The organism is Colwellia echini (assembly GCF_002843355.2).
GTDB lineage: Bacteria > Pseudomonadota > Gammaproteobacteria > Enterobacterales > Alteromonadaceae > Colwellia > Colwellia echini.
The window spans coordinates 90,733-105,181 of the sequence record NZ_PJAI02000011.1; the positions used below are offsets into that span (position 1 = coordinate 90,733).

Sequence of the window (14,449 nt, forward strand, 5' to 3'; positions counted from 1 at the left end):
GTTGTCGTACATTTATTTATTGCTTTTAATTCGCCTTAATATTAATGCTCACCACTAAAATAAATATTATTTTTACAATACAAAAAATTTTCATTAAGCTTTATCTGCTTTTGCAGTAAGCTATTTAAAAACGTTACCCACATAAATTAGGATAAAGAAAATGTCAGAACACTTTTCAGTTGAACGCGGCTTATTTGATGACGTGATGGTACCAAACTATTCACCTTCAGCGGTTATACCCGTTCGCGGTCAAGGCTCTCGAGTGTGGGATCAACAAGACAATGAATACATTGATTTTGCCGGTGGTATTGCGGTTAGCTCTTTAGGCCATTGTCACCCTGCTTTGGTTAGCGCACTTAAAGATCAAGGTGAGAAAATTTGGCATGTATCAAATTTATTAACCAATGAGCCAGCCCTACGTTTAGCTAAAAAATTAGTTGATAGTACCTTTGCTGAAAAAGTTTATTTTTGTAACTCAGGCGCGGAAGCGAATGAAGCCGCATTAAAACTAGCACGTCGTTGGGCGCTTGAGGTTCATGGCGAACATAAGTCTCAAATTATTGCTTTTAAGCAAGGGTTTCATGGCCGTACATTTTTTACCGTAACTGTTGGCGGACAAACCGCTTATTCAGATGGTTTTGGCCCTAAACCAGGTAATATTACCCATGCAGAATACAATAACCTTGAAAGCTTAAAAGCATTAATTTCTGACAATACTTGTGCGGTAATGATTGAGCCACTACAAGGTGAAGGCGGTGTTGTACCTGCTGATGCTGAATTTATTAAAGGTGTACGTGAGTTATGTGACCAACATAATGCCTTATTAATATTTGATGAAGTGCAAACCGGTTTTGGTCGTTTAGGTGAATTTTATGCCTATATGGGGCTAGGTGTTACGCCTGATATTTTAACGTCGGCTAAAGGTTTAGGTGGTGGTTTTCCTATTGGTGCAATGCTAACTAAAACCAACATTGCGAAACATTTAACCGTAGGTACGCACGGTAGCACTTATGGCGGAAACCCATTAGCTTGTGCTGTTGCAGAAGCGGTGTTTGATATTGTTAACACTGAAACTGTATTAGCAGATATCAATAAAAAGTCGCAATTATTTATTGATGGTTTAAACGCAATTAACGCTAAATATAATGTATTTACTGAAATTCGTGGTAAAGGCTTATTAATTGGCGCTGAATTAGGCCAGCAATACCAAGGTAAAGCGGTAGCCTTTTTAAATGCAGCCATGGCCGAAGGTTTATTAGTACTCGTTGCTGGTGCAAGCGTTATACGTTTTGCGCCGTCATTAGTTATTCCTGATGAAGATATTGCATTAGGTTTAGTACGCTTTGAAAAAGCTATTGCGAACTTCACTCAGCAATAAAAAATACAACTAATATTAAATTAGCCTATAGGTATTAACTCACCTATGGGCTTAATTAACTTTAATAATTCTCTCAAAGTAAGTTTTCTTCTACAACAGCCTTAATTATCCTGAACTCAGATTACTTAAACTAAAAATTTTAAAATAATACTAAATCTAAATGCTATACTCAAAAAATCCTACAACTCAATCATCAGCAAGGGTCGATAAATCAATTATGGTTACAGATACTGACGGTTATATTCACATTATTGAATATCTTACAGAGCACCTTAGTTTATTTGAAAATTCGACCGCGCCTGCGCAATCTAACGAAACAGTCATGTCTGTTATTGAAATAGAATTAGGCGAACAAATCATTAGTGTGTGTAGTCAAAATAAAAATTTAACGTTTAATCAGCGTAACGCTATTATTCGTGAAGTTGATGCCATTCTTTGTGATTTACAAGAACTATTCTCTGGCATTATGGATAACCCAGTAAACGCCGCACAACATGCCTTTATTATTGAGTTTGCAGCTTTAATTAAAAATCTATTCGATAGTGTTATTAATGCAGACTAAACTATCAACTTACGGTAAATTGTTAAGTTACCTGAGCTCGGGATAAGTAGTTTAAGATAAAATTGTCTCGATTAATTTATTGTTACCATGTAGGTGGCAATAAAAAGATATAAATAAGCGTTGTTGTAGATGTCCTCCAAAAATAAAATTCCACTTTATGGCTTTAATAACTTAACAAAGAGTTTAAGTTTTTCGCTATATCGTGTGCATTATTTACACACTAAGCAGACTACTGACAATAGCGAGCACAGCGCTACGTTGAATAGACAATGCCAAGAGCATTATCATAGCTACATTAATCAGGCCTACAGTAGCGAACAGCTTGAACTACTACTGACTAAAATTTGCCATGCTATTGGTGGGAATGTATTAAATATTGCTAGCCAAGATTACACCCCACAAGGCGCTAGTGTTACCTTAATGATTTCAGAAGAAGCCAAACCAGAATCATTAGTTGCGCATATAGACAAAAGCCACCTGTGTATTCACACTTATCCTGAAGAGGCTCCTCAGCAAGCTATTGCTATTTTTAGGGCTGATATTGAATTATCAACCTGTGGTGTTATTTCACCGTTAGAGGTATTAGATTACGTGATTGACACTTTTTCAGCAGATGTAATCGATATAGATTATCGAATACGCGGCATGACCCGTGATCAACAAGGCAATAAACACTTTAGTGATCATAATATCAACCAAATAAGTGAACATTTAAGCTCTAACACACACCAAACATACCAAATAAAAGACAGTGTAATGGCAACCCATAATTTGTTTCATTGTAAATTAGTCAGACAATCTATCGATTTACAACATCATTTATTTAATACTAATGTTGATCAAATATCGCTTAAAACTAAAAGACAAATAACGAATCAGCTCCGCACCGAATTAAATGAACTATTTACTGGTAAATAACCCCTTAAACAGTTTAAACGCCTTATTTTTTATACAATTTTCATTTTGTTTTATCTACGCAATGACTAGTGCTTGCTTAAATCTTTAATGGTGTTTATCCTTTCCTCAAGACGTTCTTTTTAAAAGGTATTAAAAACATGAGTAAACGCATTCCTATCGTTGTCGCTAATTGGAAATTAAACGGCGGCATTGACCTACTTTGTGCCTCGGTTGCCGCTTTTATTGGTAAACATTTTTCAACCAAAATAGCGATTTGCCCTCCTTATATTTATATGCGAGATATGCTTAATTTTTTACAGCATTCAGAAATCATCGTTGGTAGCCAAAACGTTAGTAAGTTTGGCTCTGGTGCTTATACTGGTGAAACGTCAGCACAAATGCTGAAAGATGTAGGCGCTGGCTTATGTTTAATCGGTCATTCAGAACGTCGTCAAATGTTTAATGAAAATGACGGAAGTTGTCAAATTAAGGTTAACCAAGCACTAGCAAGTGATCTGATGCCTGTATTATGTATTGGTGAAAATGCCCAACAACGTGAAGCAGGTATTACTAACGATGTATTATTTAGACAAATGCACGATGCTTTAGCGGATACTGATATTACAAACAAAGAAATTTGTATCGCTTATGAACCGGTCTGGGCTATAGGTACTGGTCAAGCTGCATCACCAGAAGATGCGCAAGCGGTTCATGGCTTTATTCGTCAAGAGCTTTGCGTTATTTACGGCGTTGAGCGCGCTGAAAAAATACATATTTTATATGGTGGTAGTGTTAATAAAAGTAATGCGCGTGAATTAATGAACCAAGAAGATATTGACGGTTTATTAGTAGGTGGGGCTAGCTTAGATCCAAATCATTTTATTGAAATTTGTAAACAAGCTGAGATAGTAGCCGAAGAAATTGAAGGTTAAAAATTAGCACCCAAAAATCTGTCCATATAATTTGGCAGTAATAATCTTTAGTAAGAATATAGTTTGGCAGTAATATTTCACCGCCAAATCATATAAATAAAAAACGCAGATAACATAAGTTAACTGCGTTTTTTTTAATCTTAATTTAAAAGATGCTTAATCTAAATCAGTATCATCCGGATCAACTTCGTCGTCTTCATCATCCGTTTCAACTTTGCTTCTACCAAATAAGGTATGGAAGTGTTTAGGTGTTAACGTTTTATTTTGGTATTTCACCCACGCTTTTTCAATTGGGGTAACAGGGTCAAGTTGATTGATACATACTTCAACAAATTGTATTTCTTCATCTGTTACTGGCGCTCTTGACTGGTCAGCCAATGCTCTCAATGCAACGCCGTATTGCTCCATAATTTGCGATTCTTTTAGGGTAAAATCACCAGACTTAGCCAAGCCTCGTGGATAGTTTTTGTCGTCATAAAACTGACGGTCAGTAGCAAAACTGATAGCTGATTCTGTTAAAGTAGTCATTCGGCGAACTCTAAAATAAAAAAAAAGATTCTAAAAATATTTTTAGCTCAAAGCAATATACTTCGCAAACTATTTTAGCCTTTTCAATATGATTTTTTAGTCTAAGCCCCTGAAAATTTGCTCTAATACAATATATGAATAATGGTAATAAGGAATTATTCTGTTCAATAAGTCATTTCAGAATAAATAAAAATAACAGTTGGCTTTTGTACTATCGTCGTTTATTTTAAATTTTATTCTTTGCATCATAATGAAGCATTAGGCGAATAAAGGAAAAGTCGCGCATGATTAATATTTACGAAGCTAAAACTGAAGATGAAATTGCAAATTGTTTCTCTGTATTTAAAGCTTTAAGACCACATCTGACAGTGGAAAATTTTGTCCCTCAAGTTAAAAGGCAGCAAGCCCAAGGATATAAAATACTAGCGCTCAGTGATAATGGTATTGTTCAAAGTATTATCGGTTACAGGCAGAGTGAATTTTTAGCTTGGGGAGAAATAATATACATTGATGATTTATCTACTGCTGAAGAGGTTAGAGGTAAAGGCTATGCCGGTAAACTACTTGATCAAATAATTAATAAAGCCAAAAGCTTAGGATTACAAGGAGTTCACTTAGATACTGGTTATGCACGACATTTTGCACATCGCTTATATTTAAATAAAGGTTTGAATTTCAGCTCACATCATTTGTCGATAACATTTTCTTAATATATACGTTTTAAAATAGGCATCTCAGTATGACATTTAAAATTTCTGGCGGACTTGTACACGAATTACCAGCAGATCTATCTAGAACATTAACTGAAAGCAATATAATAGAGCTTTGGGAGAATTTAACCCCTATAGCGCGTAACGAATTTATATGTTGGATTGAAGACGCCAAACAAAGTAAAACTAGAGTAAAACGAATTACAAGGGCTGCAGAAGCCTTACTCGAGGGAAAGAAACGCCCATGTTGTTGGGTCGGTTGCATTCATAGAACTGATAAAAAACCCAGCGAATGGCAACAGAGTGTTTTAATAGATAAAAATAAATAACCTGGGATTGGAATAAGGAAGTAAAGTAAAGCGGGCATCACTCATAATTATTGAGGCAATATCAGATACCATATATTGTTTGTTTCACGCGATAGGTGAGTGTTAATAATTTTTTATTCAAGTAGGTTTATTTATTATGCCGTTAACAGATAAAAAAAACATATCTTTAGTACTTGGAAGTGGTGGCGCTAGAGGTTTAGCACATATAGGTGTAATTCATTGGTTAGAAGAACATAATTATGTCATTTCATCTATTTCGGGCTGCTCTATAGGCGCCTTAATTGGAGGAATATATGCTGCAGGCAAACTTAATGAATTTGAACGATGGATCAGAGCCATAACCAAAGTAGATATTGTAAATTTACTCGATCTTTCATGGCAAAGTAGTGGTTTAGTAAAAGGCGATAAAATAATAAATACACTGACAGAAATTGTAGGTGATATAGCTATCGAAGACCTGCCTATTAATTTCACTGCAGTTGCGGCAGATATTAAAAATGAGAAAGAAGTATGGATAAATTCTGGCAGGCTATTTGATGCGATTAGAGCGTCAATATCCCTACCTTTATTTTTTACTCCGTACAATCACAATGGCATTCAATTAATAGATGGTGGGGTATTAAACCCTGTACCAATAGCACCAACTTTTGGTGATTCTACATACATGACTATCGCCGTAAACCTTGGTGGTCCCAATATACCCACTAATGATCCACAAATAAAATTTAAGAAAAAAACGATAGATTCAAGATTTTCTACCAAAATAGGTGAATTTATCGATAGCTTTAATAAGTCGACTCAAAATAATTTAAATGAAAAATGGGGCGGTTATGATATTGCCAACCAAGCATTTGACGCTATGCAAAGTAGTATATCAAGACAAAAGTTAGCAGCATATCCACCGGATATATTAATAGAAATAGCCCGTAATGCTTGTGGTACGTTGGAGTTTGATAGGGCTGATGAAATGATTCACTTAGGGTACTCTTTGTGTGAAGAACATTTCAGTAGATCATAATACAACCGACCCTGTAACAATATCTGTTACAGGGTCTAGCCAATTAGTTAGCCCAAAAGTGTTCTGTTGTAAAAAAGCCTAAACCCTTGCTGTTATTATACGTTGAATATAAAAACAGCAAAAATTCAGGCTTTATTTGATCTGGCAACAATCACTGCCATTATCTACTTGCACTAAGTACCATAAAATCATTGTATTGATTGCATGGTTACTATTTAAAACTTATAACTTGCCCCAATACGAATATCTCTGCCTGCTTCGTATAAACCTGCTATACCTTCCCAGCCAGGAATGTCGCCATAATCTCCAACACTTGAATGGTCTCGATACTGCTCATTAAATGCATTTTGAACCGTTAAGTTAAGTGTTAATGTATCTGAGTTTAATGGTTGCCACTGCACGTAAATATCATTTAGCTGATAACTTGGTTTATCGATAGTGTAAGTTTGATCTATCCAGCCAATATCTACTGCTCGTTGTAATACCTCAATATCATTTAATTCAGCAACATAAGTATAATTCCAACCGAGCTCTATATTGTCAGATAGCGTATAATTAAGATTAAAACCAAAGGTATCACCGCGTTCATTTGCTAAACCATTATGTTCATACCCTTCAACCGTATCTCCATTTAGTTCAGAGGTATTATTGGTGTAATTAGCTAAAACTGTTAAGTTTTCAAAACTATAGCCGGCTTTTAGTTCAAAGCCTTTTGTCGCTAAAGTGCCAATATTTTCAAAATAAACACCTTGGCCTATTTGATCAAATACAACATTATCAACATCACTTTGATAAATAGTAGCTACTAGATGCCATTTTTCATTATGGTATGTTAACGCAACTTCGGTGTTTTCAACTTCTTCAGGTTTTAAGTTAGGATCGATAGCGCCATCACCTGATTCAATAGTAAATGAATCACCGACTTCTTTACCACGCATTGCTTGGGCGTAGCCCACATTCAGTTGCCAATTGTTATTAATATCATAAGTTAAGCCTACATTAGGGCTAAAACCATCACTATCAGTTTCCAAACCAAAAGTAACTTGTTTAAGGTCATATTGATCATAACGTAAACCAAAACTTAGCAATAAGTCTGCAGATAACTGCCAATGATCTTGAAAGTAAATCCCGCCAACCGTTCCTTTTTCAGAAATTGCAGGATCTGCATCTATTTCTAGCGATTGCGCCGTTACTTCGTCTTGACGATATTCAATACCGTAAGTGAGTCCATGGTTATCAATTATTGTCGAATTACGGATATCAAAACCAATAGTCTTCATATCACCGCCATAACGTCCCCAGCGAGTAAAAACGTCTTGCTCAACACTTGATTTAGTTTGATAAAGTGTTGTTTCTAACTGTACTAAATCGCCACCTGCATAATGATGATTAAAAATTATAGTTTGACGCTCAGCTTCTAAAGGAAAAAGTGTGTCTGCTTCCAATGCAGGCCAATTAGGACGTTGAGAAAAGTCGCCGTTTTCGTTTCGATCTTCGTAACTTAGCGTTATAGATTGATTGTCAGTTAAATTACCGTTTAGTTTAAAGAAACCTAAACTTTGTTTAGCTGCCGTGCCATATAAATCGTTACCGTCACCATCAACCATATCATCGCGGTCTATATAGGTGTAAGAGCCAAGAAGCCCCCAGTCATCAGTTAATGCACCATAAAATGTTCCACTTGTTTTATAGCCCGCATTAGTAAAATAACCTGCTTGCAAAGTACCACCAAATCTATCGCCAGCAGTCAATAAATCATCAACATTCTTAGTTTTAAAGCGTAACGCTCCACCAATGGCGCCAGAGCCACTTGTTGCTTCACCAGCACCGGCCTGTACATCTACTTCTTGGAGTAATTCTGGTTCAATAGATACTCGGCCAATATGATGAAATAAAGTACCTGTTTGAGGCGCGCCATCAACTGTTACATTAAACAGTGTATCTTCCATACCTCGAATATATACTTTTTGAGCAATACCAATAGAGCCACCCACCGTTACGGAAGGTACTAGTCTGAATACGTCTGCTAAGTCGTTAGCTTGATATTTTTCTAATTCTTCAGGCAAAATAACCGAGTTAGTGGTTTGGCCTACTACTACTATTGATTCAATTGATTTTATTTTTTTTTCTGTTTCTTCTACTTTTTTTACTTCGGTATCAACATTTACTATTTCTGCAGCTTGCACATAGGAAGTAGTGATTGATAAAGAAATTGCCAAAGCAATGGGTGATAATGTGTGTTTTACATTTAATGATGACATTAATAATTATTCTCTAAATGTTGAATGAAAGCTTAATAGAAATCATTATCATTTAAAGGATGAGTGATTGATAGCATTTTTACAATTGTTACATTTCATTTTTATATCAAGGCTATCTGATTTTATTCGTATCAATCGACTGTAATTTGTAAATACTGAATATAATAAAAAACGGTAATATTAAGTTTTTGGAAAAGAGATTCTCATAGATAAACCACCACCACTAACATTGTGTGCACTAACAGTTGATCGAATAGCAAATAATTGCCTTTGCGCTAATGCGAGACCTAAACCGAAACTATCGCTATTTGCTTTTCTAGCTTTATCTACTCTAAAGAACGGCTTAAAAATCATCTCCAAATATTCAGGTGGAACACCAGGTCCCTGATCGTCAATATGTAGAATAAAATGAGTGATTGTTTCTTCAATAAAAATAAAGACTTTTTGTCCTGCTGGAGTATAACGCAGTGCATTACGCAATATATTTTCTAACGCTTGTGCTGCCGCACGATGGCTAGAATGTTGAATAAGCGCATTATTAGGCAAATGGCATTCAATTATCCGATCTGGAAATTCAAACTCTGCATCAGCAATAAGCACATCAAGTAAGTCGATTAACTCTAACGATTCCTGCTGTAAACTAGGCTTTTCATTCTCCAGCCAAGCAAGGTTTAATACGTCTTCTACCAGCTTACGTATATGTTTAGATTCACGATTAATGCGTTGAATATTTTTACTTGGGTTTTGATTAGTTTCTTCTTCGGCTAAAGCAATATCTAAACGTGTTAAAGGTGTTCGTAATTCATGAGATAAGTCGGCAATAAGCTGACGCTGGTTAATAAGTTGCTCACTTAATCGTATCGCCATTTGATCAAAAGACATAGCCAACTCTGAGAATTCATCCTTACGCTTTCCCATCAATAAGCTCGCCCTCACCTCAAAATTACCTTTACTAAATTCACGGGTAGCAAGTTGAAGTTGTCCTAGAGGCTTCGTAATATATCGATAGAGCAAGTAAGAAAGTAACATCAATATAATACTGGGCAAAATAATCTGCATTGTCACTTCTGTATATTTAAAATAAACGCCAGGCCTCATTCTATCGGGTAATTGAATAAGAAAACTTACTTGTTTATTTTCAAAAGGAACTTCCATTGTGGGGTTGTTGGCAAAGTATAAATGAATTTTCCAATTAACATTTCTGCCAAAGTGGTAGCCATCATAAAAACGACTTCCCAGTGGCTCTCCTGCCACTTGATTAATATTATAACGAGCAACGGCGACCCAAGTTTCTTCTTGCTGCTTTAGTTGCTGTAAATATTTTTCAAGCGCAAGAGTATCACCCGTTGAGTATATAGCTTCAGCTTCTTTTCCCCATTGAATTAGGGTATCTCTATCGTCGGTAGATAAATGGCTCATACCATCTTCTGTGTGAGACATTAATAAATTTAAAATATAAAAAAGTGCAACTATGCCTGATGCAATAATGATGCAGAGTTTATAGAAGAGTCTATGTGTCATACTAAGCAATAACCTTTGCCATGACTTGTTTGTAAACGCTCTCCTTGCCAGTTAGCTTCATTTAAGCGACGCCTTACTCGGCTTAAATGCATATCTAAACTTCTATCGTAAGCGCCAATATTTCGGTTTAGTACCCGTTGATATAAATAAGCTTTACTCAGCACTTCTCCTTTATTAATGGCTAATTCCCATAATAATTTAAGCTGTATTGGCGTTAAGTCTAAAACATCATCTTTGATAAAGGCCAATTGTTGTTGGTAATTAATGGTTAAACCATCAATATTAACCTCTTGACTGACTATTTCTGTATTACGATCATGGCTGCGACGTAGAATGGCTTCAATTCTAAATAACAGCTCTGTGGGATTAAACGGTTTAGCTACATAGTCATCAGCGCCATGGCTAAATCCTAATATTTTTTCTTGTTCTGCATCTTTCGCTGTCACCATGATAACGGGAGTTTGACATGATTTTCGTAACACTTTTAACAGTGAAAATCCATCTCGTTCTGGTAGCATAACATCTAATAAAATCAAATGATGCTGTTGTGATGAAGCACGAATAAGTCCTTGCTCACCATCAAAGCATTGTTCAACTTTATATCCCTTAGCGATAAGTAAGTCGTTGAGTTGACAGTTTAAAACTTTATCATCTTCAATTAATAATATTGTAAATTTAGACATAAATACTTACTTAAAATCGAGTTTAAATACTGGAGTGATTAAGTCTACTCTTTGTTATTTACCTAGTGGAAAATCTGTTTAACCAAATTCGTTATCAATTTAAAGCTAAATAACCTGAGTTCGGGATAAGCAAAATGCTACAACAGCCTTAATGACCCGTATTACTTCGTTATGAAAGCTCCCAATAACCCGTTATTGGCTTCGCTTTCCTGCCTTGTACTACGAATAATTAAAACTATTGTAAAGGTAAAATCCTAAGTGATTGATATTATTATTCTACTCACTTTCATTATCCCGAACTCAGGTTAAATAAGTTGCAACAAAATAAGACAGTATTATAATACCACTCACAACCACGAATGATAATTATTTTTATTTATATATTAGTGTTCCTCATGAATATAATCATCATTAATTACAATTGGTGTAGTATTAAAGTAACTAAGAGAAACACATAACACTCACGTATTTATCTAATGTTTTTCGCATGCTATACAGATATAGATCTCGCTATTAATTAAACACATTGTTATTTCTTAACTCAATATTTTAAAACGAAAAAGACATAAACCTAATCAAATCCCCTGTAATTTTAAGGTTAATATCACCTTGGCGACCATCAGATCATAGATTTATTAGGTTCATAATCCAGCTAGTTAATTTGAATTTTATGAACTATTAATACTTGAATTCAAGAAGTAAAATATCAATCAACTTTCAGATAATAAAAAGGCCCTAGCTAATTTTAATTAACTAAGGCCTTTTGTGTTTTCTACCTGTTAACCTTATTCAAGCCATGCATAGACCAAGAAAATAGTCTGTATTGCTCTAACGCTAGGATTAGAGCTATAGCTAATAAATTATTTCAATTAACTTAAATGATTTAAACTAACTCGGCAAAAAGTCTATTGCCCAAATAGTGGTAACCGTATCAACTTGCTCAGCACTAAACTCAATGGCGTTTAAAATAATAACCAGTTGTCGTTCTAACTGCGGATTATTTAACTCACTTGATTTAATAATTACCTTATTAACCTTACCTGAAGGTAAAATTTCTATTTCAAATAACACTTTACCTTTTAAGAATGGGTCTTTGCGTAAAGCACGATTATAACGAGAATAAAGGCGAGATTTGTTCGCTTCAAGTGTTCGTCTTAAGGCTACCTCTGAACGTTGCCCTGATTTTTGTGCAGCTAACGATTCAGCTTCAGCCGTGTCAGTACTTGCTAACACCTCTTCTTCTGATAAACGCACTTGTTGCGTATCACGCGTACTTAACTCGTCACTTGCTACTGTTTGCGTAGTATTAGCCGCAGCAAGCTTTGCGCTTTGGGTATTCGCAGTACTTGCCAGTAATTTGCGTTGAACTTTTGTTTCAGTCGCATTGGCTTTATTTAACTTAGTTGTACTCGCCGGCTGTACTTCAAACGCATCGCGCATAGCAAACAGCTCATCTTTCATGGCTGCAAGCCCTGACGTTTGTGCTTTTTGTTTAGCTTCTTGTCGCTTTGTTTTAGGTGGCTCAGGTTTTTTCTTTGGTTCGTCTTTCACCTCTTCTGGCTTTTTCTCTTCTTTGGGTATTTCTTTCGGTTTTTCAGGCTCAGGTAGCTTTTTTTCTTTGAGCATTATTTTGGCTAGCTGTACTGGTACCTTTTCTTTTATTTCACGTGGTACTTCAACTTGTTCAATAAGCGGCACTATCACAGAAACCACTATAAAAAGCGCGATAAGTATCTGTAAAATTCGAGTGAATTTTTGATCTTGCGCGGTATCTTGAAATATATTGCTATCATCTTTTTTAGATGACGAAGCGCCATAAGCCGAACCAGAAGCTAAATGTGTTGATGTCATCTTTAGCCTCCTTTAATTTTACTTTTAGCTACCTGTTCAACAGCTAATGAAATATTTCGATAATCACTGTCAGCACAAGCTGCCATGATTTGTTTTAATACTTGATAAGGTACTGTTGCATCACCAATAATGGTAACTGCTCGGCCATTTTCTAATTCACTTTCGGTTAAAACCGGGCGCTTAGCTGCAAGGTAAGTTAATTCTGTATTTATCGCTTTAATTAGACCTGAGTCAATAACAACATTCAGCTCGGTTAATGAGCTTTGTTGTTGCCAAATAACACGATCTTGTATCATTATGCTGTTCGGTAACACGCTAATTAATATGTTTTCAGCTGGTAGCTCTTCGGCGATTGAAATAGGAATATTCATGTCTTTAGTGTTTTGCAATACGCGCACTTCTGATTGGTTAACAATAAGAAAGAACACTAAAATAGTGAAAATATCCATTAGTGAAACTAGGTTCAATTTAGAGCCTGCACTAAAGCGTTTATGATGTTTAGCTAAACGTTTTGCTTTAAATGACTGTTTCATTGCTTAGCTCCTACATTATTGTCTGCTTGAGCTTCTGGCGCATCACCTAAAGAGATTTGTGGAAAAAGCTCAGCATCAACTAAGTTTGCAGCAACAACGGCTTTAAATGACCGTACCGTGTCCATTGTGGTAACAATAGTTTGATAATCAATCTCTGGTGTTAGCAATAAAACAATATCTTTTTTGTCTTGGTTCTCTGGCTCACCTTGCTGGAAGGTTAGCTTTAAATCTTGTAAGTAAGTAGACAAATTAGCAAATTGATAACCTTCGGCTGTTTTATCAAAACGCTTTAATAAAACTCCCGCAGGATAATTCAATTCAAAGCCCGTTTGATCAATAACTAATTCCAACACTTTAGGTTGATCATTAGGATCACTAGCCGCTTGCGATCCAACAGGCAGCTGTAAATTTAAAATACGCACCTGAGAGAACACCAAGCTCAATAGTAATACCGGCACTAGCACTATCATCAAATTCATAAATGAGGTGATGTCGAGCTCTGCCTCTGGCGGATTTACGCGACGACGACGTCTCATTTGCTTAGCCTCGGTGTTCGTCAGACGACTGACCAAAAGAAAGCGAGTTTAATAATTTAATACCCGCCATTTCTAACGAGTCAGCAATAGCAGCTGTTTTACCCATTAAACTGGTGTGCAGTAATATCAACGGAATAGCGGTAATCAAACCAAAAGCTGTGGTGTTCATTGCTACTGAAATACTTGAAGATAATAAGTTGGCTTTTTCCGCAGGATCGGCATTTGCAACCGCAGAGAACGCAGCGATTAAGCCCATGATAGTACCCAATAAACCAAGTAAGGTGGCAATGTTAGCTAACACGGCTAAAAATGGCGTACGTTTTTCAAGACGTAACATATATTCCATCATGGTTTCTTCCATGGCGTATTCTACGTCTTCTCTACGTTTTACTGATGATAAACGCGCGATACCTGATTGCAATACATCTAGCACTGGCGCTGAGTTTGTTTGTGCGTATTTACTGATGGTGTCGATATCACCTTTTTTAAGTGAATCTTTTAATAAAGCAAACGCTTTACGGTTAGTTCTTAATGCTGAATTGAGGTAAATCCAACGCTCAAGACTGATAGCTAAACCTATGACTAGTACTAAGGCGATTGGGTAAATGAATGTTCCACCCGTTTGTAAAAAAGTGATGATGCTGTCGATGATACCCATGTCGTTTTCCTTTTAAATTTCTATGTTGATATAAATTGATAAAGTTTTTTGT

15 protein-coding genes are annotated in these 14,449 nt (G+C 35.9%); 7 read left to right on the plus strand and 8 right to left on the minus strand.

Going from position 1 to position 14,449, the window contains the following annotated elements; all coding sequences use genetic code 11:
* Positions 1–160 precede the first annotated feature (160 nt).
* The 4 genes from CWS31_RS11020 (at position 161) to tpiA (ending at position 3,769) form a co-directional block, all read left to right on the plus strand.
* Positions 161–1,378, plus strand: coding sequence for an aspartate aminotransferase family protein (locus tag CWS31_RS11020; protein ID WP_101345338.1), 1,218 nt, complete (start codon positions 161–163; stop codon positions 1,376–1,378).
* 217 nt (positions 1,379–1,595) lie between these two features.
* Positions 1,596–1,940: a DUF3802 family protein gene (locus CWS31_RS11025; protein WP_101345337.1), complete on the plus strand. Its 345-nt coding sequence runs from the start codon at positions 1,596–1,598 to the stop codon at positions 1,938–1,940.
* A gap of 129 nt (positions 1,941–2,069) precedes the next feature.
* Entirely contained in the window at positions 2,070–2,858 is a 789-nt protein-coding gene (gene speD / locus CWS31_RS11030) for an adenosylmethionine decarboxylase (RefSeq protein ID WP_101345336.1), read from the plus strand.
* Positions 2,859–2,995: 137 nt separating this feature from the next.
* Positions 2,996–3,769 (plus strand): triose-phosphate isomerase, encoded by a 774-nt coding sequence (tpiA, locus tag CWS31_RS11035; RefSeq protein WP_101345335.1) that lies wholly within the window; start codon positions 2,996–2,998, stop codon positions 3,767–3,769.
* Positions 3,770–3,925: 156 nt separating this feature from the next.
* Here the strand turns inward: tpiA and CWS31_RS11040 are convergent, their stop codons facing one another.
* A complete protein-coding gene (locus tag CWS31_RS11040; protein ID WP_101345334.1) occupies positions 3,926–4,297 on the minus strand; it encodes a MaoP family protein in 372 nt (123 codons plus the stop codon).
* Positions 4,298–4,581: 284 nt separating this feature from the next.
* Between CWS31_RS11040 and CWS31_RS11045 the strand changes: the two genes are divergently transcribed.
* The 3 genes from CWS31_RS11045 to CWS31_RS11055 all read left to right on the plus strand — a co-directional run bounded on the left by CWS31_RS11045 (position 4,582) and on the right by CWS31_RS11055 (position 6,354).
* Positions 4,582–5,007: a GNAT family N-acetyltransferase gene (locus CWS31_RS11045; RefSeq protein ID WP_101345333.1), complete on the plus strand. Its 426-nt coding sequence runs from the start codon at positions 4,582–4,584 to the stop codon at positions 5,005–5,007.
* Between the two features lie 29 nt (positions 5,008–5,036).
* Positions 5,037–5,336 (plus strand): YdeI/OmpD-associated family protein, encoded by a 300-nt coding sequence (locus CWS31_RS11050; RefSeq protein ID WP_101345332.1) that lies wholly within the window; start codon positions 5,037–5,039, stop codon positions 5,334–5,336.
* Positions 5,337–5,472: 136 nt separating this feature from the next.
* Positions 5,473–6,354, plus strand: coding sequence for a patatin-like phospholipase family protein (locus CWS31_RS11055; protein WP_101345331.1), 882 nt, complete (start codon positions 5,473–5,475; stop codon positions 6,352–6,354).
* A gap of 215 nt (positions 6,355–6,569) precedes the next feature.
* Here the strand turns inward: CWS31_RS11055 and CWS31_RS11060 are convergent, their stop codons facing one another.
* The 7 genes from CWS31_RS11060 to CWS31_RS11090 all read right to left on the minus strand — a co-directional run bounded on the left by CWS31_RS11060 (position 6,570) and on the right by CWS31_RS11090 (position 14,397).
* The gene (locus CWS31_RS11060) at positions 6,570–8,615 is read right to left on the minus strand and encodes a TonB-dependent receptor (RefSeq protein WP_101345330.1); all 2,046 of its coding nucleotides are present in this window, start codon (positions 8,613–8,615) and stop codon (positions 6,570–6,572) included.
* A 180-nt stretch (positions 8,616–8,795) separates the two neighbouring features.
* Positions 8,796–10,136, minus strand: a complete 1,341-nt coding sequence (locus CWS31_RS11065) for a histidine kinase sensor domain-containing protein (RefSeq protein WP_101345329.1) — start codon at positions 10,134–10,136, stop codon at positions 8,796–8,798.
* A complete protein-coding gene (locus CWS31_RS11070) occupies positions 10,133–10,819 on the minus strand; it encodes a response regulator transcription factor (RefSeq protein WP_101345328.1) in 687 nt (228 codons plus the stop codon). The genes CWS31_RS11065 and CWS31_RS11070 overlap by 4 nt, the downstream gene beginning before the upstream one ends.
* A gap of 888 nt (positions 10,820–11,707) precedes the next feature.
* Positions 11,708–12,670 (minus strand): AgmX/PglI C-terminal domain-containing protein, encoded by a 963-nt coding sequence (locus tag CWS31_RS11075; RefSeq protein WP_101345327.1) that lies wholly within the window; start codon positions 12,668–12,670, stop codon positions 11,708–11,710.
* 2 nt (positions 12,671–12,672) lie between these two features.
* On the minus strand, positions 12,673–13,203 hold the full coding sequence (locus CWS31_RS11080; RefSeq protein ID WP_101345326.1) for an ExbD/TolR family protein: 531 nt from the start codon (positions 13,201–13,203) through the stop codon (positions 12,673–12,675).
* Complete coding sequence (locus CWS31_RS11085; RefSeq protein WP_101345325.1) at positions 13,200–13,739, minus strand: biopolymer transporter ExbD; 540 nt, start codon at positions 13,737–13,739, stop codon at positions 13,200–13,202. The genes CWS31_RS11080 and CWS31_RS11085 overlap by 4 nt, the downstream gene beginning before the upstream one ends.
* A 4-nt stretch (positions 13,740–13,743) precedes the next feature.
* Positions 13,744–14,397 (minus strand): MotA/TolQ/ExbB proton channel family protein, encoded by a 654-nt coding sequence (locus tag CWS31_RS11090; protein ID WP_211355826.1) that lies wholly within the window; start codon positions 14,395–14,397, stop codon positions 13,744–13,746.
* Positions 14,398–14,449 lie beyond the last annotated feature (52 nt).

Bases quoted from the DNA above. Each gene is read 5' to 3' on its own strand.
- CWS31_RS11020 (WP_101345338.1), top strand. From the start codon at position 161: ATGTCAGAACACTTTTCAGTTGAACGCGGCTTATTTGATGACGTGATG.
- CWS31_RS11025 (WP_101345337.1), top strand. From the start codon at position 1,596: ATGGTTACAGATACTGACGGTTATATTCACATTATTGAATATCTTACA.
- speD (WP_101345336.1), top strand. From the start codon at position 2,070: ATGTCCTCCAAAAATAAAATTCCACTTTATGGCTTTAATAACTTAACA.
- tpiA (WP_101345335.1), top strand. From the start codon at position 2,996: ATGAGTAAACGCATTCCTATCGTTGTCGCTAATTGGAAATTAAACGGC.
- CWS31_RS11040 (WP_101345334.1), bottom strand. From the start codon at position 4,297: ATGACTACTTTAACAGAATCAGCTATCAGTTTTGCTACTGACCGTCAG.
- CWS31_RS11045 (WP_101345333.1), top strand. From the start codon at position 4,582: ATGATTAATATTTACGAAGCTAAAACTGAAGATGAAATTGCAAATTGT.
- CWS31_RS11050 (WP_101345332.1), top strand. From the start codon at position 5,037: ATGACATTTAAAATTTCTGGCGGACTTGTACACGAATTACCAGCAGAT.
- CWS31_RS11055 (WP_101345331.1), top strand. From the start codon at position 5,473: ATGCCGTTAACAGATAAAAAAAACATATCTTTAGTACTTGGAAGTGGT.
- CWS31_RS11060 (WP_101345330.1), bottom strand. From the start codon at position 8,615: ATGTCATCATTAAATGTAAAACACACATTATCACCCATTGCTTTGGCA.
- CWS31_RS11065 (WP_101345329.1), bottom strand. From the start codon at position 10,136: ATGACACATAGACTCTTCTATAAACTCTGCATCATTATTGCATCAGGC.
- CWS31_RS11070 (WP_101345328.1), bottom strand. From the start codon at position 10,819: ATGTCTAAATTTACAATATTATTAATTGAAGATGATAAAGTTTTAAAC.
- CWS31_RS11075 (WP_101345327.1), bottom strand. From the start codon at position 12,670: ATGACATCAACACATTTAGCTTCTGGTTCGGCTTATGGCGCTTCGTCA.
- CWS31_RS11080 (WP_101345326.1), bottom strand. From the start codon at position 13,203: ATGAAACAGTCATTTAAAGCAAAACGTTTAGCTAAACATCATAAACGC.
- CWS31_RS11085 (WP_101345325.1), bottom strand. From the start codon at position 13,739: ATGAGACGTCGTCGTCGCGTAAATCCGCCAGAGGCAGAGCTCGACATC.
- CWS31_RS11090 (WP_211355826.1), bottom strand. From the start codon at position 14,397: ATGGGTATCATCGACAGCATCATCACTTTTTTACAAACGGGTGGAACA.